The organism is Pseudomonas sp. SA233 (genome assembly GCF_054792385.1).
The window spans coordinates 4,902,612-4,922,500 of the sequence record NZ_CP096449.1 but is presented as its reverse complement, the minus strand read 5'-3'; the positions used below and the strand labels follow the sequence as shown (position 1 = coordinate 4,922,500).

12 protein-coding genes and 2 rRNA genes (1 of these 14 only partly in view) are annotated in these 19,889 nt (G+C 63.8%); 11 read left to right on the top strand and 3 right to left on the bottom strand.

What is annotated here, in order from left to right; translation table 11 throughout:
* From M1D87_RS22595 to M1D87_RS22560, 8 genes are all read left to right on the top strand, one after another.
* Positions 1 to 1,749, top strand: a 23S ribosomal RNA gene (locus M1D87_RS22595) (it extends 1,143 nt beyond the left edge of the window).
* A gap of 131 nt (positions 1,750 to 1,880) precedes the next feature.
* Positions 1,881 to 1,996: ribosomal RNA gene (rrf, locus tag M1D87_RS22590) — 5S ribosomal RNA — on the top strand.
* A 303-nt stretch (positions 1,997 to 2,299) separates the two neighbouring features.
* Entirely contained in the window at positions 2,300 to 5,782 is a 3,483-nt protein-coding gene (gene recC / locus M1D87_RS22585) for an exodeoxyribonuclease V subunit gamma (RefSeq protein WP_421091592.1), read from the top strand.
* A complete protein-coding gene (recB, locus tag M1D87_RS22580) occupies positions 5,779 to 9,456 on the top strand; it encodes an exodeoxyribonuclease V subunit beta (protein ID WP_123085734.1) in 3,678 nt (1,225 codons plus the stop codon). Before recC ends, recB begins: the two co-directional genes overlap by 4 nt.
* Complete coding sequence (recD, locus tag M1D87_RS22575; RefSeq protein WP_123085735.1) at positions 9,453 to 11,528, top strand: exodeoxyribonuclease V subunit alpha; 2,076 nt, start codon at positions 9,453 to 9,455, stop codon at positions 11,526 to 11,528. Before recB ends, recD begins: the two co-directional genes overlap by 4 nt.
* A gap of 206 nt (positions 11,529 to 11,734) precedes the next feature.
* Positions 11,735 to 12,301 (top strand): YfiR family protein, encoded by a 567-nt coding sequence (locus tag M1D87_RS22570; protein ID WP_123085736.1) that lies wholly within the window; start codon positions 11,735 to 11,737, stop codon positions 12,299 to 12,301.
* Complete coding sequence (locus M1D87_RS22565) at positions 12,298 to 13,569, top strand: diguanylate cyclase domain-containing protein (RefSeq protein WP_123085737.1); 1,272 nt, start codon at positions 12,298 to 12,300, stop codon at positions 13,567 to 13,569. The genes M1D87_RS22570 and M1D87_RS22565 overlap by 4 nt, the downstream gene beginning before the upstream one ends.
* A gap of 4 nt (positions 13,570 to 13,573) precedes the next feature.
* Positions 13,574 to 14,065 carry an OmpA family protein gene (locus M1D87_RS22560; protein ID WP_023661427.1) on the top strand — a complete coding sequence of 164 codons (492 nt, stop codon included), beginning with the start codon at positions 13,574 to 13,576 and terminating at the stop codon, positions 14,063 to 14,065.
* A 278-nt stretch (positions 14,066 to 14,343) separates the two neighbouring features.
* Here M1D87_RS22560 and M1D87_RS22555 read toward each other — a convergent pair whose 3' ends face one another.
* On the bottom strand, positions 14,344 to 15,294 hold the full coding sequence (locus M1D87_RS22555; protein ID WP_039613063.1) for a LysR family transcriptional regulator: 951 nt from the start codon (positions 15,292 to 15,294) through the stop codon (positions 14,344 to 14,346).
* 132 nt (positions 15,295 to 15,426) lie between these two features.
* Here M1D87_RS22555 and M1D87_RS22550 point away from each other — a divergent pair, with 132 nt between their 5' ends.
* The gene (locus M1D87_RS22550) at positions 15,427 to 16,953 is read left to right on the top strand and encodes a CoA-acylating methylmalonate-semialdehyde dehydrogenase (protein WP_013974245.1); all 1,527 of its coding nucleotides are present in this window, start codon (positions 15,427 to 15,429) and stop codon (positions 16,951 to 16,953) included.
* Positions 16,954 to 16,963: 10 nt separating this feature from the next.
* Positions 16,964 to 17,851 carry a 3-hydroxyisobutyrate dehydrogenase gene (gene mmsB / locus M1D87_RS22545; protein ID WP_039613062.1) on the top strand — a complete coding sequence of 296 codons (888 nt, stop codon included), beginning with the start codon at positions 16,964 to 16,966 and terminating at the stop codon, positions 17,849 to 17,851.
* 227 nt (positions 17,852 to 18,078) lie between these two features.
* Here mmsB and M1D87_RS22540 read toward each other — a convergent pair whose 3' ends face one another.
* Together M1D87_RS22540 and dmeF are read right to left on the bottom strand one after the other, a co-directional pair.
* A complete protein-coding gene (locus M1D87_RS22540; RefSeq protein WP_003258412.1) occupies positions 18,079 to 18,423 on the bottom strand; it encodes a cupin domain-containing protein in 345 nt (114 codons plus the stop codon).
* 96 nt (positions 18,424 to 18,519) lie between these two features.
* Positions 18,520 to 19,467: a CDF family Co(II)/Ni(II) efflux transporter DmeF gene (dmeF, locus tag M1D87_RS22535; RefSeq protein ID WP_123085738.1), complete on the bottom strand. Its 948-nt coding sequence runs from the start codon at positions 19,465 to 19,467 to the stop codon at positions 18,520 to 18,522.
* 70 nt (positions 19,468 to 19,537) lie between these two features.
* On the opposite strand from dmeF, the gene M1D87_RS22530 reads away from it, so the two are divergent.
* A complete protein-coding gene (locus M1D87_RS22530; RefSeq protein WP_003258414.1) occupies positions 19,538 to 19,813 on the top strand; it encodes a metal/formaldehyde-sensitive transcriptional repressor in 276 nt (91 codons plus the stop codon).
* Positions 19,814 to 19,889: the final 76 nt, after the last annotated feature.

Here is a 19,889-nt window from a genome sequence, read left to right as displayed (position 1 = left end):
CCGAAGCTACGGGTGTCATCTTTGATGACGCGGTAGAGGAGCGTTCTGTAAGCCTGTGAAGGTGAGTTGAGAAGCTTGCTGGAGGTATCAGAAGTGCGAATGCTGACATGAGTAACGACAATGCGAGTGAAAAACTCGCACGCCGAAAGACCAAGGTTTCCTGCGCAACGTTAATCGACGCAGGGTTAGTCGGTCCCTAAGGCGAGGCTGAAAAGCGTAGTCGATGGAAAACAGGTTAATATTCCTGTACTTCCAGTTATTGCGATGGAGGGACGGAGAAGGTTAGGCCAGCCTGGCGTTGGTTGTCCAGGTTTAAGGTGGTAGGCTGAAATCTTAGGCAAATCCGGGATTTCAAGGCCGAGAGCTGATGACGAGTTGCCTTCAGGCGACGAAGTGGTTGATACCATGCTTCCAAGAAAAGCTCCTAAGCTTCAGATAACTGGGAACCGTACCCCAAACCGACACAGGTGGTTAGGTAGAGAATACCAAGGCGCTTGAGAGAACTCGGGTGAAGGAACTAGGCAAAATGGCACCGTAACTTCGGGAGAAGGTGCGCCGGCGAGGGTGAAGGACTTGCTCCGTAAGCCCATGCCGGTCGAAGATACCAGGCCGCTGCGACTGTTTATTAAAAACACAGCACTCTGCAAACACGAAAGTGGACGTATAGGGTGTGACGCCTGCCCGGTGCCGGAAGGTTAATTGATGGGGTTAGCGCAAGCGAAGCTCTTGATCGAAGCCCCGGTAAACGGCGGCCGTAACTATAACGGTCCTAAGGTAGCGAAATTCCTTGTCGGGTAAGTTCCGACCTGCACGAATGGCGTAACGATGGCGGCGCTGTCTCCACCCGAGACTCAGTGAAATTGAAATCGCTGTGAAGATGCAGTGTATCCGCGGCTAGACGGAAAGACCCCGTGAACCTTTACTATAGCTTTGCACTGGACTTTGAATTTGCTTGTGTAGGATAGGTGGGAGGCTTTGAAGTGGGGACGCCAGTTCTCATGGAGCCATCCTTGAAATACCACCCTGGCAACTTTGAGGTTCTAACTCAGGTCCGTTATCCGGATCGAGGACAGTGTATGGTGGGTAGTTTGACTGGGGCGGTCTCCTCCCAAAGAGTAACGGAGGAGTACGAAGGTGCGCTCAGACCGGTCGGAAATCGGTCGTAGAGTATAAAGGCAAAAGCGCGCTTGACTGCGAGACAAACACGTCGAGCAGGTACGAAAGTAGGTCTTAGTGATCCGGTGGTTCTGTATGGAAGGGCCATCGCTCAACGGATAAAAGGTACTCCGGGGATAACAGGCTGATACCGCCCAAGAGTTCATATCGACGGCGGTGTTTGGCACCTCGATGTCGGCTCATCACATCCTGGGGCTGAAGCCGGTCCCAAGGGTATGGCTGTTCGCCATTTAAAGTGGTACGCGAGCTGGGTTTAGAACGTCGTGAGACAGTTCGGTCCCTATCTGCCGTGGACGTTTGAGATTTGAGAGGGGCTGCTCCTAGTACGAGAGGACCGGAGTGGACGAACCTCTGGTGTTCCGGTTGTCACGCCAGTGGCATTGCCGGGTAGCTATGTTCGGAAGAGATAACCGCTGAAAGCATCTAAGCGGGAAACTTGCCTCAAGATGAGATCTCACTGGGATCTTGAATCCCCTGAAGGGCCGTCGAAGACTACGACGTTGATAGGTTGGGTGTGTAAGCGCTGTGAGGCGTTGAGCTAACCAATACTAATTGCCCGTGAGGCTTGACCATATAACACCCAAGCAATTTGCTAGCGCAGATTGCGGTGGTGAAGACGAAACAACCGAAAGTTCGCAACATCACAAATATCGCATATCCGAATTCGCTGGGCTGTCCATCTGGACATTCTGGCAACAGAATTTCTTGACGACCATAGAGCATTGGAACCACCTGATCCCATCCCGAACTCAGCAGTGAAACGATGCATCGCCGATGGTAGTGTGGGGTTTCCCCATGTGAGAGTAGGTCATCGTCAAGATTCATTTCGCAAAACCCCTATCTGCACATGCAGGTAGGGGTTTTGTCTTTGTGGCGCAAAAATTCCCGGGCATACGCAGTCCCTGTGGGAGCGGGTTCACCCGCGAACACCGGCATAGCCGGTGCCATCCACCACGTCGCCCGCTTCGCGGCTAAAGCCGCTCCCACAGGGACGGCGCAAGGCCGCTAACAGGGTTCCACCGATGCCTTGTCAATCGGCTAATGGCACTGCGCCATACTCTCCGTATCGTACCTACGTGATATCGTGCCCCCTCAGCCCCCAGCGCCAGCCAGAGACCTCCCGATGCCCAACACCACCCACCTTCACCCAGGCTTCATGATCGTCCACGGCAACCGCCTCGACGACCTGCGCAGCTTGGTGGTGAGCTGGATGCGTCGCTATCCCTTGGCACCTCTGGAAAACGAAATCGCCCTGGTGCAGAGCAATGGCATCGCCCAATGGCTCAAACTGGCGCTTGCCGAAGACCCTCAGGACGATGACCAGGGCGGCTGCGGCATCGCCGCCGCCATCGACGTGCAACTACCAGGCAGCTTCATGTGGCAGCTGTACCGCAGCGTGCTGGGCCGTGACGAAATTCCCGAAGTCTCCCTGCTCGACAAGGCACCGCTGACCTGGCGTCTGATGCGTCTGCTCCCGGCTTTGATCGAACGTCCTCACTTCGAACCGCTGCGACGCTTCCTCACCGACGACAGCGACCTGCGCAAGCGCTATCAGCTCGCCGAGCGCCTGGCCGACCTGTTCGACCAGTATCAGGTCTACCGCGCCGACTGGCTCAAGGACTGGGCCGCTGGCGAGCACATCCTCAACACCGCCCGCGGTGAACGCAAGGCGCTGCCCCCGGGCAACCGCTGGCAGGCCGAGTTGTGGCGTGCATTGCTGGAGGATGTTGGTGAGCAGGGCATGGCGCAGAGCCGTGCCGGCGTACATCAACGCTTCATTGAACGGATCAACAGCCTGGAGCAGGCACCTGCCGGTCTGCCGGCCCGGGTGATCGTATTCGGTATCTCATCGCTGCCAGCCCAGGCCCTTGAGGCACTGGCCGGCCTGGCACGCTTCAGCCAGGTGCTACTGTGCGTGCACAACCCCTGCCGCTACCACTGGGCCGATATCGTTGCCGACAAGGACCTGCTGCGCCACCAGTACAAGCGCCAGCAACGCAAGCAGGGCATGCCCTTGCAACTGGACGACCAGTCGCTGCACCAGCATGCCCACCCTTTGCTGGCCGCCTGGGGCAAACAAGGCCGCGATTACATCAACCTGCTCGACAGCTACGATGACCCCAGCAGTTACCAGGGCGTGTTCAGCGACGGTCGCATCGACCTATTCAGTGAGGGCTCGCCCACCACGCTGCTCAACCAGTTGCAGGACGACATCCTTGAACTGCGTCCGCTCGCCGAAACTCGTGAGCAGTGGCATCCAGTCGACCCAGCGAAGGACCGCTCGATCCGCTTCCACATCGCCCATAGCCCGCAACGCGAAGTGGAGATCCTTCACGATCAGCTACTGGCCCGGTTCAGCGCAGACCCAACCCTGCGCCCGCGTGATGTGATCGTCATGCTGCCGGCCATCGATACCTACGCGCCGCATATTCGCGCCGTATTCGGCCAGTTGCAGCGCAATGATCCGCGCTACATCCCGTTCACCCTGACCGACCAGGGCCAACGTGGCCGCGAACCCTTGCTGATTGCCCTCGAACACCTGCTCAAGCTGCCGGACAGCCGCTTCGCGGTCAGCGAAGTACTCGACCTGCTGGATGTGCCGGCAGTCCGCGCCCGTTTCGGCATACGCGAAAACGACCTGCCCACGCTGCACCGCTGGATCGAGGGGGCTGGCATCCGCTGGGGCCTCAATGCCGAGCAGCGGGCCAGCCTGGGCTTGCCCGCTGGGCTGGAACAGAACAGCTGGCGGTTCGGCCTGCGCCGCATGCTGCTGGGTTATGCCGTCGGCGTGGGTGAGGCCTGTGACGGCATCGAACCCTACGATGAAATCGGTGGCCTGGATGCGGCGCTGATCGGCCCGCTGGTCGCCTTGCTCGACGCCCTCGAAGTAGCCAGCAAGGCCTTGTCCGAGCCTGCCACTGTCAGCCAGTGGGGGGAACGCCTGCATGCCTTGCTGCAAGTGTTTTTCCTGGCCGAGGGCGAGCGCGACGAGTTCCTGCTGATGCAGTTGCAGGATCTGCGTGATAGCTGGCTTGAGGTGTGCGAGGCCGTCGGCCTGCAAGACCCATTGCCGCTGACCGTAGTGCGCGAAGCCTGGCTGTCGGGCCTCGACCAGGGCAAGTTGTCCCAGCGCTTCCTCGCCGGCTCGGTGAACTTCTGTACCCTCATGCCGATGCGCGCCATCCCGTTCCGGGTGGTCTGCCTGCTGGGCATGAACGATGGCGATTATCCCCGCGCCCAGCAGCCGCTGGACTTCGACCTGATGGCCAGCGACTACCGCCCCGGTGACCGCTCGCGCCGTGAGGATGACCGCTACCTGCTGCTCGAAGCATTGTTGTCGGCCCGCGACCAGCTGTATGTCAGCTGGGTCGGGCGCAGCATTCGCGACAACAGCGAACGCCCGGCCTCGGTGCTCATCGGCCAGTTGCGCGATCACCTTGCAGCCGGCTGGCAGCTGGCAGGCGCGGAGCAGGGGCAGCCGGCAGAACCGGGCGAGCAACTGCTGCACGCACTGACCCAGGAGCACCCGCTGCAACCGTTCAGTTCACGCTACTTCCAGAAGGGCAGCCCGCTGTTCAGCTTTGCCCACGAATGGCAGGTGTTGCACCAGCAGGGCCAGGAGGACCAGCAGGCTGACCACGTCCTGCCGCCATACCATGACGAGGAGGCCTTGAGCCTGACCCAGCTGAATGACTTCCTGCGCCACCCGGTGCGGCATTTCTTCAGCCAGCGTCTGAAGGTGTACTTCGAAGCGCTGGAAGCACCGACCCCGGACGAGGAACCCTTCGTCCTCGATACCCTGCAACGATACGGCGCCAGTGAAAGCCTGTTGGGTGCAGCGTTGGCCGAGCCGGACAATGCCGAACAGGCCCTGCAGGCACAAGCCCGGCGCTTGCAGGCCTGTGGCGTGCTGCCACTGGCCGGCTTCGGCGAACTGCTTCAGCGCGAGCTGATCGAGCCCCTGCCAGACTTGCTGCAACGCCACCGCCAGCTATTGCAACGCTGGCCGCAGCTGGTCGAGGGGGCATTGCCCGTGCATTTCGAGCACGGCCCGCACCGCCTCGAAGGGTGGCTTGGGCGGGTATTCCAGGCAGATGACCAGAGCCTGCTCAGCATCACCACCGTACCCAACACTATCAGTGCCGGGCGTAACGCCCTCAAGTGGCACCGCCTGATCGCGCCCTGGGTCACGCACCTGGCGGCCTGCGCGGCGGGCTACCCCTATAACAGCGCGCTGGTGGCCAGCGACTTGACCCTGCTGCTTGAGCCACTGCCGCAAGCGCAGGCGGCGCAATTGCTGGGCGACCTGCTGGTAGCCCGTCAGGCGGCGATGAATGCGCCGTTGCCGGTCGCGGCCAAGACCGCGTTCGCCTGGCTGGCCCAGGACGATAGCGACAAAGCCCTGGCTGCTGCCGCCCGCGCCTACGAAGGCGATGAGCGCACCAGCTTCGGCGAGCGCAGTGAAAGCATCGCCCTGGCCCGGCAGTTCCGCGACTTTGCCGCACTCACCGCTGATGAAACCTTCGAAGGCTGGTGCGAAGCCTTGTACCGCCCATTGTTCAACGCCCCGTGGCAGACCCTGGGCAACCCGGAGAAAGGCGCATGACCCAGGACCGTCCCCTGGCACTGAGTTTCCCCCTGCATGGCAGCCAGCTGATCGAGGCCAGCGCCGGCACGGGCAAGACCTTCACCATTTCGGCGCTGTACCTGCGTCTGATCCTCGGTCACGGTGGCGAGCAGGGCTTCAACCGCGAGCTGCTACCACCGCAGATCCTCGTGGTGACCTTCACCGACGCCGCCACCAAAGAGCTGCGCGAACGTATCCGCGCCCGCCTGGCCGAAGCTGCGCGGTTCTTCCGTGGCGAGCTGGAGGCGGCCGACCCGCTGCTGCATCAGCTGCGTGACGATTACCCGGAAGAAACCTGGCCACGCTGTGCCGGGCGCCTGGAAATCGCCGTGCAGTGGATGGACGAGGCAGCGGTATCGACCATCCACGGCTGGTGCCAGCGCATGCTGCGCGAACATGCCTTCGACAGCGGCAGCCTGTTCACCCAGACCCTGGAAACAGACCACAGCGAACTGCTGGGTCAGGTCATGCGCGACTACTGGCGGCGCTTCTGCTACGGCATGCAAGGCGACGCGCTGGCCTGGGTGCGTGGCCACTGGGGCAGCCCCGACGCCTTGCTGCCGCGGATCCGCCCGCTGTTCGGTCGCGTGCGCGTCCAGCACGATGGGCCCGAGCCGGCGGCACTGATCCAGGCATCGCTGCAGCAGCGTGGCGAGCAGTTGGCCCGGCTCAAGGCGCCTTGGGCGCAATGGGCCGAGGAGTTGCGCCAGATCTGCCGTGATGCACTGGCCGCCAAACAGGTCGATGGCCGCAAGATGCAGGCCCGTTACTTCGAGCCCTGGTTCGACAAACTCTGCGCCTGGGCCGCAGACGAACAACTGGTGGAACTTGACCTGGGCACCGGCTTTACCCGCCTGACCCCAGCGGGCATGGCCGAAGCCTGGAAGGGCGAGCCACCCGAGCACCCGGCGCTCAATGCCATGCAGAGCTTGCAGCAACAGTTACAGGCCCTGGACAGCCCGGATGCCCCGTTGCTCGAGCATGCCGCCAACTGGGTAGCGGCACGCTTCGAAGTGGAGAAGCGTCGGCGCGCGGAAATGGGGTTCGACGACATGCTCCTGCGCCTGCAGCACGCCCTGGCCAGCGAGGCTGGCGAGCGCTTGGCCAGCCTGATCCGCGAACAGTTCCCGGTGGCGTTGATCGACGAGTTCCAGGACACCGACCCGGTGCAGTACGGCATCTTCGAGCGCATCTACCAGATCAGCGAAAATCGCGCCGAAACCGGCCTGTTCATGATCGGCGACCCCAAGCAGGCGATCTATGCCTTCCGTGGCGCCGACATCTACACCTACCTTGCTGCCCGCCGTGCCACCAGTGGTCGCCTGCACAGCCTGGACACCAACTACCGCTCCAGCAAGGCCATGGTCGCGGCGGTCAACCAGGTGTTCCTGCAGGCCGAGGCGCGTGAGGCAGGGCGTGGCGCATTCCTGTTCCGCGAGGCTGATGACAACCCGCTGCCGTTCATCGAGGTCCGCGCCAAAGGCCGTGGCGAGCAGCTGTTGATCGACGGTGAAGCCTGCGCAGCCCTGCAATGCTGGCATCTGGAAAGCGAAGAGCCGGTCTCCGGCAGCGTTTACCGGCAGCAGCTGGCAGCCAGTTGCGCCAGCCATATCGTCGCCTTGCTCAATGGCGGCCAGCAAGGCACGGCTGGTTTCCAGAATGCCGAGGGCGAACTACGCCCGTGCCTGCCATCGGACATCGCCATCCTGGTGCGCGATGGCCATGAAGCGCAGATGGTCCGCGCCGAGCTTGCCGCGCGCGAGGTGCGTAGTGTGTACCTGTCCGACAAGGACTCGGTATTCGCCGCCCAGGAAGCCCACGACCTGTTGGCCTGGCTAAAGGCCTGTGCCGAACCCGACTCTGAGCGCCTGCTCAAGGCCGCCCTGGCCAGCCTTACCCTCGACCTGTCGCTGGCTGCGCTGGACCGCCTGAACCAGGACGAGCGGGTCTGGGAAGGCTGGGTCATGCGTTTTCGTCGTTACCGCGACACCTGGCAGCGTCAGGGCGTGTTGCCGATGCTGCGGCACCTGCTGCATGACTTCCAGCTGCCGCGCACGCTGATCCGCCGCAGCGATGGCGAGCGGGTGCTGACCAACCTGCTGCACCTGGCCGAGCTGCTGCAACAGGCCGCCGGCGAATTGGACGGCGAACAGGCGCTGATCCGCCACCTGGCCGAGCACTTGGCCAATTCCGGCCAGGCTGGTGAAGAGCAGATCCTGCGCCTGGAGAGTGACGAGCAGTTGGTGAAAGTGGTGACCATCCACAAATCCAAGGGCCTGGAATACCCCTTGGTCTACCTGCCGTTCATCTGCACCAGCAAACCAGTGGACGGCAGCCGCCTGCCGCTGGCCTGGCATGATAGCCAGGGCAACGCCCATCTCACCCTCACACCAGACCAGGAACAGATCGACCGCGCCGACGACGAGCGCCTGGCCGAAGACCTGCGCCTGCTCTATGTGGCCCTGACCCGTGCCCAGCATGCCTGCTGGCTGGGTGTCGCCGACCTCAAGCGGGGCAACCAGAAGAGCTCGCAACTGCACCGCTCGGCGTTCGGCTATCTGCTGGGAGGCGGCCTCGCCCTGCCGGGCTCGCAACAACTGACAGACTGGTTGCAGGCCTTGGCTGCAACTTGCCCGCACATCAGCTGCCCGGGCCTACCGCCGGCAGATGAGCAGGTATATCGCATGCCGCACGCCGAGCATGAGCTGCTGCCTGCCCGCAAGCCGCGCCGCGCGGCGGGCGCCGAGCATTGGTGGATTGCCTCGTACAGTGCCCTGCGCGTCGGCGACCAGACCCTCGGTGCCGACAGCTCCCAGGCCCAGCAGTTACTGGATGATGAAGTGGTCGATACCCAGGTGCTGCGCGAGGTCCCGGCCGACAGTGGCGATATTCACCGCTTCCCGCGCGGGCCCAACCCCGGCACCTTCCTGCATGGCTTGCTGGAGTGGGTTGGCCGCGAGGGCTTCAGCCAGGTCAGCGGCAATGCACGGTTGATCGAGCGAACCGTTGGCCAGCGCTGCAACCGTCGTGACTGGACCGGCTGGATCCCCACCCTGACGCATTGGCTGCAGCGCCTGCTGGGCGAAGCGCTGCCGTTGCCGGGCAACGACCTCGGTGTGACGCTTGGGCAGCTGCGCCACTACCAGATCGAAATGGAGTTCTGGTTCGCCAGCCACCAGGTCGATGCCGAACAGCTCGACCGCCTGGTGGCACGCCACACCCACCCCGGCCTGGCACGCCCGGCGGCGCAGCCGACCGTGCTCAATGGCATGTTCAAAGGTTTCATCGACCTGGCTTTCGAGCTGGACGGGCGTTACTACGTAACTGACTACAAGTCCAACTGGCTGGGCCCGGACATTCAGGCCTACGATGCCCCGGCCATGGAAAAGGCCATCCTCGAACATCGCTACGACCTGCAGTACGTGCTGTACCTGCTGGCCCTGCATCGGCAGTTGCGCGCCCGCCTGCCTGACTACGACTACGACCGCCATGTCGGCGGCGCCCTGTTCATCTTCCTGCGAGGTGCCAGCAGCAGCGGCCACGGCGTTTACCACGCCAAGCCACCGCGTGAGCTGATCGAAAGCCTCGATGCGCTGTTCCGTGGTGAGCACCCGCCCGTGCAGCAGGACCTGTTTGCCGGAGCCGTGATATGAGCCGAAGCCTAGTCGACCTATTGCCCACCCCGCTGCACGCCGAGCACCTGCTTGCATTGGCGCCGCAGCATGACAGCGGTGATCTGCTGCAACTGCTCGACCGCTGGGTAGAGCGCGGCTGGCTGCGTGCCCTGGACCGAGCGTTCGTATCGTTCCTGGAGGAGCGAGCCCCCGGTAGCGACCCACTGCTGTTGCTGGCCGCCGCCCTGGCCAGCCACCAACTGGGCCACGGCCATGTCTGCCTGGACCTGCAGCAGACCCTGGCCGAGCCCGATTTCGCCCTGTCCTTGCCGCCTGAAGGCGACGCCTTGACCGGCCCCTTGCTGCTGCCTTCGCAGTTGCTCGCCAACCTCGACCTGCACGCCTGGCGCCAGCGCATTGCCGCCAGTCCGCTAGTGGCCGCCGGCGATACTTCGGGCCAGCAAGCGCGGCCTCTGGTGCTAAGCGGCGAGCGTTTGTACTTGCGCCGTTACTGGAGTTACGAGCGGCGCATCGACCATACACTTCGCCAGCGCCTGACCCAGTCCGAGGCGCCCCCGGCCGACTTGCGTGGCCGCCTGGCGCAGCTGTTTGACGGTGGTACGCCGGCTGGCCAGGTGGACTGGCAGAAACTCGCCTGCGCCCTTGCCACCCGCGCAGGCTTCAGCATCATCACCGGCGGCCCCGGCACGGGCAAGACAACCACCGTGGTACGCCTTTTGGCCTTGCTGCAGGCGCCGGCGGTGGAGCAGGGCAGGCCATTGCGCATTCGCCTGGCCGCGCCGACCGGCAAGGCGGCCGCGCGCCTGACCGAATCCATTGGCCAGCAGGTCGAGCGCCTGCAGGTCAGCGCCGAGGTGCGCGGGCAGATCCCCACCGAGGTCAGCACCGTGCACCGCCTGCTCGGCAGCCGGCCCGGTTCCCGGCACTTCCGCCACCATGCCGGCAACCCGCTGCCGTTGGACGTGCTGGTGGTCGACGAAGCGTCGATGATCGACCTGGAAATGATGGCCAACCTGCTCGATGCGCTGCCGCCACGGGCACGTCTGGTACTGCTGGGCGACAAGGACCAGCTGGCCTCGGTCGAAGCCGGTGCGGTACTGGGTGACCTGTGCCGGGATGCCGAGGAGGGCTGTTACTCGTCGGCGACCGAGGCATGGCTGGAGCAGATCGGTGGCGAGTCGCTGGCGGGCAGCGGCCTCAAGGCCGGCGATGAGCAACGCAACCCGTTGGCCCAGCAGGTGGTGATGCTGCGCTTCTCGCGGCGTTTTGGCGAAGGCAGCGGCATTGGCCAACTGGCCCGGCTGGTCAATCGCCAGGACTCCCACGCGGCCCGCAATCTGCTGGCCACGCCGCCGCCCGATGTGCATAGCCTGGCCCTGAAGCACGAACAGGACCGCGCCTTCGACCGCCTGCTGCTCGACGGCCTGAACCGCGGCAGCGACGGCCCGCAGGGTTATCGCAGCTACCTGCGTACCCTTGGCCGCTTCCGCCCGGCACTCGATACCGCCGTTGACGATCCCGCGTGGGAGCAATGGGCGGGCAAGGTGCTGCACAGCTTCGAAGACTTCCAGCTGCTGTGTGCGGTACGCCGCGGCGCCTGGGGTGTCGAAGGCCTCAACGAGCGGGTGGCACGGGTGCTGCACAATGCCGGGCTGATCGACAGCCAGCAGCCCTGGTACGAAGGGCGCCCGGTGCTGGTAACCCGCAACGATTACGGCCTGGGCCTGATGAACGGTGACATCGGCATCGCCCTGCGTCTGCCGGATGAGCGCGGCGAACCGTTGCTGCGCGTGGCCTTCCCGCGTAACGACGGCAGTGGGGGCGTGCGCTTCGTCCTGCCCAGCCGACTGAACGAAGTGGAAACGGTATTCGCCATGACCGTGCACAAGTCCCAAGGCTCGGAGTTCAGCCACACCGCGCTGGTGCTGCCGGATGCGCTCAACCCGGTGCTGACCAAGGAGCTGGTATACACCGGCATCACCCGCGCCAAGCATTGCTTCAGCCTGGTCGAGCCTCGCCAGGGTATTTTCGAAGAGGCGGTGGCGCGCAAAGTACGGCGTATTTCCGGGTTGATGCTGGAACAGGTCTAACCCTGTAGTGAGCCAATAGGAGATCCCCCTGTGGGAGCGGGCGTGCCCGCGAACACGGGCGCAGCCCGTGCCAGCCACCGTGGTGCCTGCTTCGCGGGCACGCCCGCTCCCACAGGGATCGCATTAGATCCGCGCCGTTCCTACAAGCATGCGGCCATGTGCTATCGTTGCGCCGATATCGGAAAGGGCCTTAAGAGATTTCCCACATGAACGTGGCCGCAAGGCGAGTGACGAGCTGTGTGCTTTCGCTATTGCTGGCCGCCCTGTTCCTTTCCGCAGGCCCGGCCCAGGCAGACTCCGCCATGACTGCCGCCCAGGTGCAGCAACGTGCCAAGGCGGTCACCCAAGTGGTGCTGGGCATCTTCAGCTACGCCCGCTGGCCCGTCGAACCTTCGCCCTTGCGCCTGTGCCTGGTCGGCCCGACCGAATACGCCGATGACCTGATCAAAGGCCATGTGCAGGAGTCTGGCCGACCGCTGCAGGTGCGGCGGCTGCTGGCAGACGATAGCCAGGTCGCCCAGGCCTGCGACGCCATCTACATTGGCAAACTCGACCAGGGCCAGCGCGACCGGCTGTTCGAGCGCGTCAGTGGCCACCCGGTGCTGAGCATCAGCGAGGCAGACGACCCGTGCACGGTCGGTAGCCTGTTCTGCTTGCGGGTCAGCGACCAGCAGGTAGCCTTTGAAGTCAACCTGGACTCGGTGGCACGCTCCGGCGTGCACATTCATCCCAGCGTGCTGCAATTGTCGCGGCGCCGGGCGGTGCAACCATGAAACCAACGCGCAAGCGCGGCGTGCGCCCGACCCTGCGCTCGGTGCTGGGCCGTGGGCACCTCAGCGTCGCCTTGCTCGCCGTGGGCCTGGCCGGCATATCCCTGACCCTGCTGGGCGTGCTCGCCCTGCGTGTCTACGCCAACGACAACCTGCACCTGATCGCCCGCTCGATCAGCTACACCGTGGAAGCGGCGGTGGTGTTTGACGACAGCGCTGCGGCCAATGAGTCGCTGGCGCTGATTGCCAGTACCGAGGAAGTGGCCGAAGCCAGGGTCTTCAACAACGAAGGCGAGCAGCTGGCGCATTGGCAGCGCAGTGATACCGGCGTGCTCGCGCGGCTGGAGGCACAGGTGGCCACCGCCTTGCTGGATGAGCCGATCAACCTGCCGATCACGCACCAGCAACAGCAGGTCGGGCGCATCGAGCTGGTTGGCCAGGGGCGAAGCCTGTTGCTGTTCTTGTTCAGCGGGCTGGCCGGCATCCTGTTCTGCACGGTGCTCAGCGCCCTGGCTGCCCAGTACCTGTCGCGGCGTCTGCTAAGCGATATCGTCCGCCCGCTGCGCGGCCTGGCCAGTGTTGCCCACGCCGCCCGCCGCGAGCGCAGTTTCGACCGGCGCGTGCCGGAGGCGCCGATTGCCGAGCTCAACGAACTGGGCAATGACTTCAACGCGCTGCTGGATGAGCTGGAGGTATGGCACAGCCACCTGCAGAACGAAAACCAGACCCTGGCCCACCAGGCCAGCCACGACAGCCTGACCGGCTTGCCCAACCGTGCCTTCTTCGAAGGGCGCCTGAGCCGCAGCGTGCGCAATGCCGAACGGCAGCAGGATCACCTGGCGCTGCTGTTCCTCGACAGTGACCACTTCAAGCAGATCAACGACACCCTCGGCCATGCGGTGGGCGACGAAGTGCTGATAAGCGTGGCCGACCGCGTTCGCGCCCAGCTTCGCGAGCACGACCTGGTAGCGCGCCTGGGTGGCGACGAGTTCGCCGTGCTGCTGACGCCTTTGCATTCGCGCCAGGACGCCGAGCACATTGCCGAGAAGATCGTTGCCAGCATGAAGTTGCCGGTACAGCTGGACAGTGGCCGCAGTATCGCCACCTCGTTGAGTGTCGGTATTGCCTATTACCCGGATGACGGCGCCGACCCCGTCAGTCTTCTGAATGCCGCCGATGCGGCGATGTACCAGGCCAAGCGCAAACGCCGTGGCCATTGGCAGGTGGCGCAGACGGAACGGTCCGCCAGCGAAATCAAGAACAGGAGTTGAACCCGTGATACAGGCTTTGCGTTTCCCCCTTTGGGCCTTGTTGCTCGCCGTGCTGGCGCTGACCGGCTGCCAGAGCGCTCCGCCCAAAGGCCTGTCCGCCGAGCAGATTGCCGTGCTCAAGCGTGAAGGCTTTACCCCGACCGACGAAGGCTGGGCCTACGATTTGTCCGGCAAGGTGCTGTTCGGCAGCGACCTGGACAGCCTCAACAGCCAGAGCCAGGCGATTGTCGAACGCATTGGCAAGGCGCTGCTCGGCGTTGGCATCCAGGGGGTGCGGGTGGATGGGCATGCCGACTCGTCCGGCAAGGCGGCATATAACCAGCAGCTGTCCGAGCGCCGCGCACAGAGCGTTGCCAAGGCGCTGGTCGGGGTAGGCATGCCGGCGCAGAACATCCAGTCCCGCGGGCTGGGCAGCAGCCAGCCGGTGGCGAACAACCGCACCAGCGCCGGGCGCACCGAGAACCGGCGGGTATCCATTGTGGTGGCTTCCTACTGACCACAGCCTACGTGCTATCAGATATCCCTGTGGAGCGGGTTCACCCGCGAACACCGGCGAAGCCGGTGCCATGCACCGAGTTGTCTGCTTCGCGGGTAAACCCGCTCCCACATTATCTGTGTTACCCCCGGGGTTTTAGCGCAGATGCACAAATTGCCGGGGCTGCTCTGCAGCCCTTTCGCGACACAAGGCCGCTCCCACAGGTACAGCGACAACCTCTAGATCAACGCTGCATCTGTGGGAGCTGGCTTGCCGGCGATGAGCTGCAACGCAGCCCCTTATTCCTGAGCAAACCGCATCTCCCGGGTCTCCCCCATCAACAACGGCGCATTCGCCTCGGTCACCCCCCGGATGTAGTCCCACAACAGCGTAATCCGCTTCAACTTCCTCAAATCCTCCCGGCAATACATCCAGAACTGCCGCGTCACCTCGATCTCCTCCGGCAACACCGTCACCAGCCGCGGGTCCTGCGCCGCCAGGAAGCACGGCAAGATCGCCAGCCCACGCCCCTGCAACGCTGCCGTGTACTGCGCAATCACGCTGGTACTGCGCAAATGCGCGCTGGCGCTGGGGATCAGGTTGGCCAGGTACAGCAGCTCCGAACTGAATGCCAGGTCGTCTACGTAGCTGATGAACGGGTGCCTGGCCAGGTCCGCGATCTGGTTGATCGGTGCATGGCGGTCCAGGTAGTCCTGGGTCGCGTACAGCCGCAAGCGGTAGTCGCACAGCTTGCAGCACACATAAGGCCCATGCTCCGGCCGCTCCAGGGCGATGACGATGTCCGCCTCGCGCTTGGACAGACTGATGAAGTGCGGCAGCGGCAGGATATCCACCGAAATCGCTGGGTAGGCATCGACGAAGTGGCTTAGCTGCGGGGTGACGAAGAAGCTGCCGAAGCCTTCGGTGCAGCCCATGCGCACATGCCCCGACAACGCCACGCCCGACCCGGATACCTGCTCGCAGGCCATGTGCAGCGTGCTCTCGATCGACTCGGCATAGCCCAGCAAGCGCTGGCCCTCGGCGGTGAGGACAAAGCCGTTGGTCCGGGATTTCTCGAACAGCAAGGTGCCCAGCGCCCCCTCCAGCGAGCTGATGCGCCGCGACACAGTGGTGTAGTCCACGCTCAGGCGTTTGGCGGCGCTGCTGGCCTTGCGCGTACGCGCCACTTCAAGGAAGAACTTCAGGTCGTCCCAGTTGAGCGCGCTCAGGGATGTAAGGTCTTTTTGCATGATGATCCGGTTTTTTTGTGCGTTCTTGTTGGATGTTTGCACATCTATACTCGAAACAAGCCTCAGGACGCCACCTCGCGTTTGCACGGCGCTGGCGATCTCGTCCCGACAATAATTCCAAGGAGAACGCAGATGAACGCACCGCAATCCCCTAACCAGACCAAAATCGAGCAGGTCAAGCTGCTGATCGACGGCCAATGGGTCGAGTCCAAGACCACCGAATGGCGCGACATCGTCAACCCGGCCACCCAAGAAGTGCTGGCGCGCGTACCGTTCGCCACCGTCGAAGAAGTCGACGCAGCCGTCGCCGCTGCCCACCGTGCCTTTCAGACCTGGCGTAACACGCCGATCGGCGCGCGCATGCGCATCATGCTCAAGCTGCAGGCGCTGATCCGCGAAAACACCAAACGCATCGCCCAAGTCCTCAGTGCCGAGCAGGGCAAGACCCTGGCCGACGCCGAAGGCGATATCTTCCGCGGCCTGGAAGTGGTCGAGCACGCCGCCTCCATCGGCACCCTGCAGATGGGCGAATTCGCCGAGAACGTTGCCGGCGGCGTCGATACCTACACCCTGCGCCAGCCGATCGGCGTATGCGCTGGCATCACCCCGTTCAACTTCCCGGCGATGATCCCGCTGTGGATGTTCCCCATGGCCATCGTCTGCGGCAACACCTTCGTGCTCAAGCCGTCCGAGCAGGACCCGCTGTCGACCATGCTGCTGGTCGAACTGGCGCTGGAAGCCGGCATACCGGCTGGCGTGCTCAACGTGGTGCACGGCGGCAAGCAAGTGGTGGATGCCATTTGCACCCACCAGGACATCAAGGCGATTTCCTTCGTCGGCTCCACTGAAGTGGGCACCCACGTGTACAACCTGGGCAGCCAGCACGGCAAGCGCGTGCAGTCGATGATGGGCGCCAAGAACCACGCGGTGGTGCTGCCTGATGCCAACCGCACGCAAACCGTCAACGCGCTGGTCGGTGCCGCCTTCGGTGCAGCAGGCCAGCGCTGCATGGCCACCTCGGTGGCTGTGTTGGTGGGCAAGGCCCGTGAATGGCTGCCGGATATCAAGGAAGCGGCCAGCAAGCTCAAGGTCAATGCCGGCTGCGAGCCAGGCACCGATGTCGGCCCTGTGGTCTCCAAACGCGCCAAGGAGCGTGTGCTGGGTCTGATCGAAAGTGGCATCAAGGAAGGCGCCAAGCTGGAACTCGACGGCCGTGACGTCACGGTACCGGGCTACGAGCAAGGCAACTTCATTGGCCCGACCCTGTTTTCGGGCGTGAAGACCGACATGCAGGTCTACACCCAGGAAATCTTCGGCCCAGTGCTGGTGACCCTGGAGGTCGATACCCTTGACGAGGCCATCGCCCTGGTCAACGCCAACCCGTTCGGTAACGGTACCGGCCTGTTTACCCAGAGTGGCGCGGCAGCGCGCAAATTCCAGAGCGAAATCGACGTCGGCCAGGTCGGCATCAACATCCCGATCCCGGTCCCGGTACCGTTCTTCAGCTTCACCGGCTCGCGTGGCTCCAAGCTCGGCGACCTCGGCCCGTACGGCAAGCAAGTGGTGCAGTTCTACACTCAGACCAAGACCGTCACCGCCCGCTGGTTCGATGATGACAGCGTCAACGACGGTGTGAACACCACCATCAGCCTGCGCTAAGGAGAGAGTCATGCGTATCGCATTCATTGGCCTGGGCAACATGGGCGCACCCATGGCCCGCAACCTGATCAAGGCCGGGCACCAACTGAACCTGTTCGACCTGAACAAGGCCGTGCTGGCCGAGCTGGCAGAACTGGGCGGGCAGATCAGCCCTTCGCCCAAGGACGCGGCGGCCAACAGCGAGCTGGTGATCACCATGCTGCCGGCTGCTGCCCATGTGCGCAGCGTGTACCTGAACGAAGACGGCGTGCTGGCCGGCATTCGCCCCGGCACGCCGACCGTGGATTGCAGCACCATCGACCCGCAGACTGCGCGTGATGTGTCCAAGGCCGCAGCGGCCAAGGGCGTGGACATGGGCGATGCGCCGGTGTCCGGTGGCACCGGCGGTGCGGCGGCAGGCACCCTGACCTTCATGGTCGGTGCCAGCGCCGAGCTGTTCGCCACCCTCAAGCCGGTACTGGAGCAGATGGGCCGCAACATCGTGCATTGCGGTGAAGTCGGCACCGGGCAGATCGCCAAGATCTGCAACAACCTGCTGCTGGGCATCTCGATGATCGGCGTGTCCGAGGCCATGGCCCTGGGCAACGCGCTGGGCATCGACACCAAGGTGCTGGCCGGCATCATCAACAGTTCGACCGGGCGTTGCTGGAGCTCGGACACCTACAACCCGTGGCCGGGCATCATCGAAACCGCGCCGGCATCGCGTGGCTATACCGGTGGCTTTGGCGCCGAGCTGATGCTCAAGGACCTGGGGCTGGCCACCGAGGCTGCACGCCAGGCGCATCAACCGGTGATCCTGGGGGCCGTGGCCCAGCAGCTGTATCAGGCCATGAGCCTGCGCGGCGAGGGTGGCAAGGACTTCTCGGCGATCGTCGAGGGTTACCGCAAGAAGGATTGACGAGCGAGGACTTCATCGCGGGCCAGGCGGCCTTCCCTCTGTAACTGCGCACCAGAGGGAAGGGCGTCTGATCCGCGATTTTTTTGCCCGAGTGCCAGGCCTGGATCAGTTTGTAGGAGCAGCCTTGTGCTGCGAAGAGGCCAGTCACGGCAACACAAGTGCTGAGCCGGGGCAGGCCTCTTCGCAGCACAAGGCTGCTCCTACAGGGCTATGTGTGGTTTGTGGAATCAGGCAAAGACAAAGTACTTGCGCACGGTCTCGACCACTTCCCAGGTGCCTTTCATCCCCGGTTCGATCACGAACACATCACCCGCTTTCAGGTGCTTCGGCTCTTCGCCTTCCGGGGTGATGATGCAGTAGCCATCGAGGAAATGGCAGAACTCCCACTTCTCGTAGTTGACCTCGAACTTGCCCGGAGTGCAGATCCAGGTGCCCATGATCTTGCTGCCGTCGGCCGAAAGGTAGGCGTTGAGGTTGACGGTGTGCGGATCGCCGCCGATGCGCTTCCACTTGGTGGCGTCCACGACCGGCGTCGGGCAGGTTTCGCGCAGGACGGTGATGAAATCGGACATGGCACAACTCCTGGTGACTGGCTGAATGACTCGTCACCATAGGGCCATCGGCCGAGCCGCAGTTGCCTGGGCTCGACGTCCAGCTGTCTGGTCGCGCTATGCCAGGCGGTTGACCTCGACGGTGATGTGCGCCAGTTCTTCGTGCACGCCCAGGGACTGGCGCACACTGTCGGCGCTGAGTTCGGCCCAGGCGGCCAGGCCGAGAATGCAGGCGTACTGGTCTTTGCCCACGCGCCACACGTGCAGGTCGGTGATGCTGGCCGGCACCGGCAGCTGCGCGACCACCGCGCGGATTTCTTCCACTACCGGCGCGTCCATCTCCGCATCCAGCAGCACCCGCCCGGTATCGCGCAGCAGCCCGCGGGCCCACAGCGCCACCAGCAGCGCACCGACCAGGCCCATGACCGGGTCGAGCCACCCGGCGCCCCAGTACTTGCCGGCCAGCAGGGCGACGATAGCCAGCACCGAGGTGGCGGCGTCGGCCATCACGTGCAGGTAGGCCGAGCGCAGGTTCAGGTCGTGGTGATGGTGGCCATGGCCATGGTCATGGTGATGGTGGTGGCCATGGTGGTGATGATCGTGATGGTGATGGTCGTCACGCAGCAGCCAGGCGCAGATCAGGTTGACGGCCAGGCCCACGGCGGCGATGAAGATCGCCTCGTCATAGTGGATCGGCCCCGGTGCCAGCAGGCGCTGCACCGACTGGAATGCCATCAGCCCGGCCACGCCCAGCAACAGCAGGGCGCTGGAGTAGCCGCCGAGAATCTCGATCTTCCAGGTGCCGAAGGCAAAGCGCCGGTCGCCGGCATAACGCCGCGCGGCGGCATAGGCCAGCAGCGACAGGCCCAGGGCCAGGGCGTGGGAGCTCATGTGCCAGCCGTCGGCCAGCAACGCCATGGAATTGAAGAACCAGCCCCCGGTAATTTCCGCCACCATCATCACCGCGGTCAGCCACACGGCCAGGCGCGTCTTGCGCTCGGCGCTCAGGTTGCTGGTATGGAACTGGTGGCTGTGCTGCCAGCGGTCTGAGGTTTGTGTCGCCATGGTTTATCATGCTCCCGGAACGTCGACAAATATACTATACCCCAGTATACCTAGCATGGTGTGAAACCCAATGGCACATACCCTGAAGAGCAAGAAGCAGCTGCTGACCCGGGTGCGCAAGATCAAAGGCCAGGCCGCCGCCCTGGAGACAGCGCTGGAGCAGGACAAGGACTGCCTGGCGATACTGCAGCAGATCGCCGCCGTGCGCGGTGCGGTGAACGGGCTGATGGCCGAAGTGATGGAAGGGCATATCCGCGAACACCTGGTGGCGGACGGGCTGAGTGCCGAGGAGCGGCAGGACGAGGCGGACAAGGTGGCGACGTTGCTGCGGTCGTACCTCAAGTAGCAGACCGGCGGCACCGATACCCTAGGGAGGTATTGGTACCCGATGGTACTTGCTGATTTCCGACGTGTCAGAAGGC

What these genes read in the sequence shown, in the direction of transcription:
- recC (WP_421091592.1), top strand. Translation starts at nt 2,300, where the DNA reads ATGCCCAACACCACCCACCTTCACCCAGGCTTCATGATCGTCCACGGC.
- recB (WP_123085734.1), top strand. Translation starts at nt 5,779, where the DNA reads ATGACCCAGGACCGTCCCCTGGCACTGAGTTTCCCCCTGCATGGCAGC.
- recD (WP_123085735.1), top strand. Translation starts at nt 9,453, where the DNA reads ATGAGCCGAAGCCTAGTCGACCTATTGCCCACCCCGCTGCACGCCGAG.
- M1D87_RS22570 (WP_123085736.1), top strand. Translation starts at nt 11,735, where the DNA reads ATGAACGTGGCCGCAAGGCGAGTGACGAGCTGTGTGCTTTCGCTATTG.
- M1D87_RS22565 (WP_123085737.1), top strand. Translation starts at nt 12,298, where the DNA reads ATGAAACCAACGCGCAAGCGCGGCGTGCGCCCGACCCTGCGCTCGGTG.
- M1D87_RS22555 (WP_039613063.1), bottom strand. Translation starts at nt 15,294, where the DNA reads ATGCAAAAAGACCTTACATCCCTGAGCGCGCTCAACTGGGACGACCTG.
- M1D87_RS22550 (WP_013974245.1), top strand. Translation starts at nt 15,427, where the DNA reads ATGAACGCACCGCAATCCCCTAACCAGACCAAAATCGAGCAGGTCAAG.
- mmsB (WP_039613062.1), top strand. Translation starts at nt 16,964, where the DNA reads ATGCGTATCGCATTCATTGGCCTGGGCAACATGGGCGCACCCATGGCC.
- M1D87_RS22540 (WP_003258412.1), bottom strand. Translation starts at nt 18,423, where the DNA reads ATGTCCGATTTCATCACCGTCCTGCGCGAAACCTGCCCGACGCCGGTC.
- dmeF (WP_123085738.1), bottom strand. Translation starts at nt 19,467, where the DNA reads ATGGCGACACAAACCTCAGACCGCTGGCAGCACAGCCACCAGTTCCAT.
- M1D87_RS22530 (WP_003258414.1), top strand. Translation starts at nt 19,538, where the DNA reads ATGGCACATACCCTGAAGAGCAAGAAGCAGCTGCTGACCCGGGTGCGC.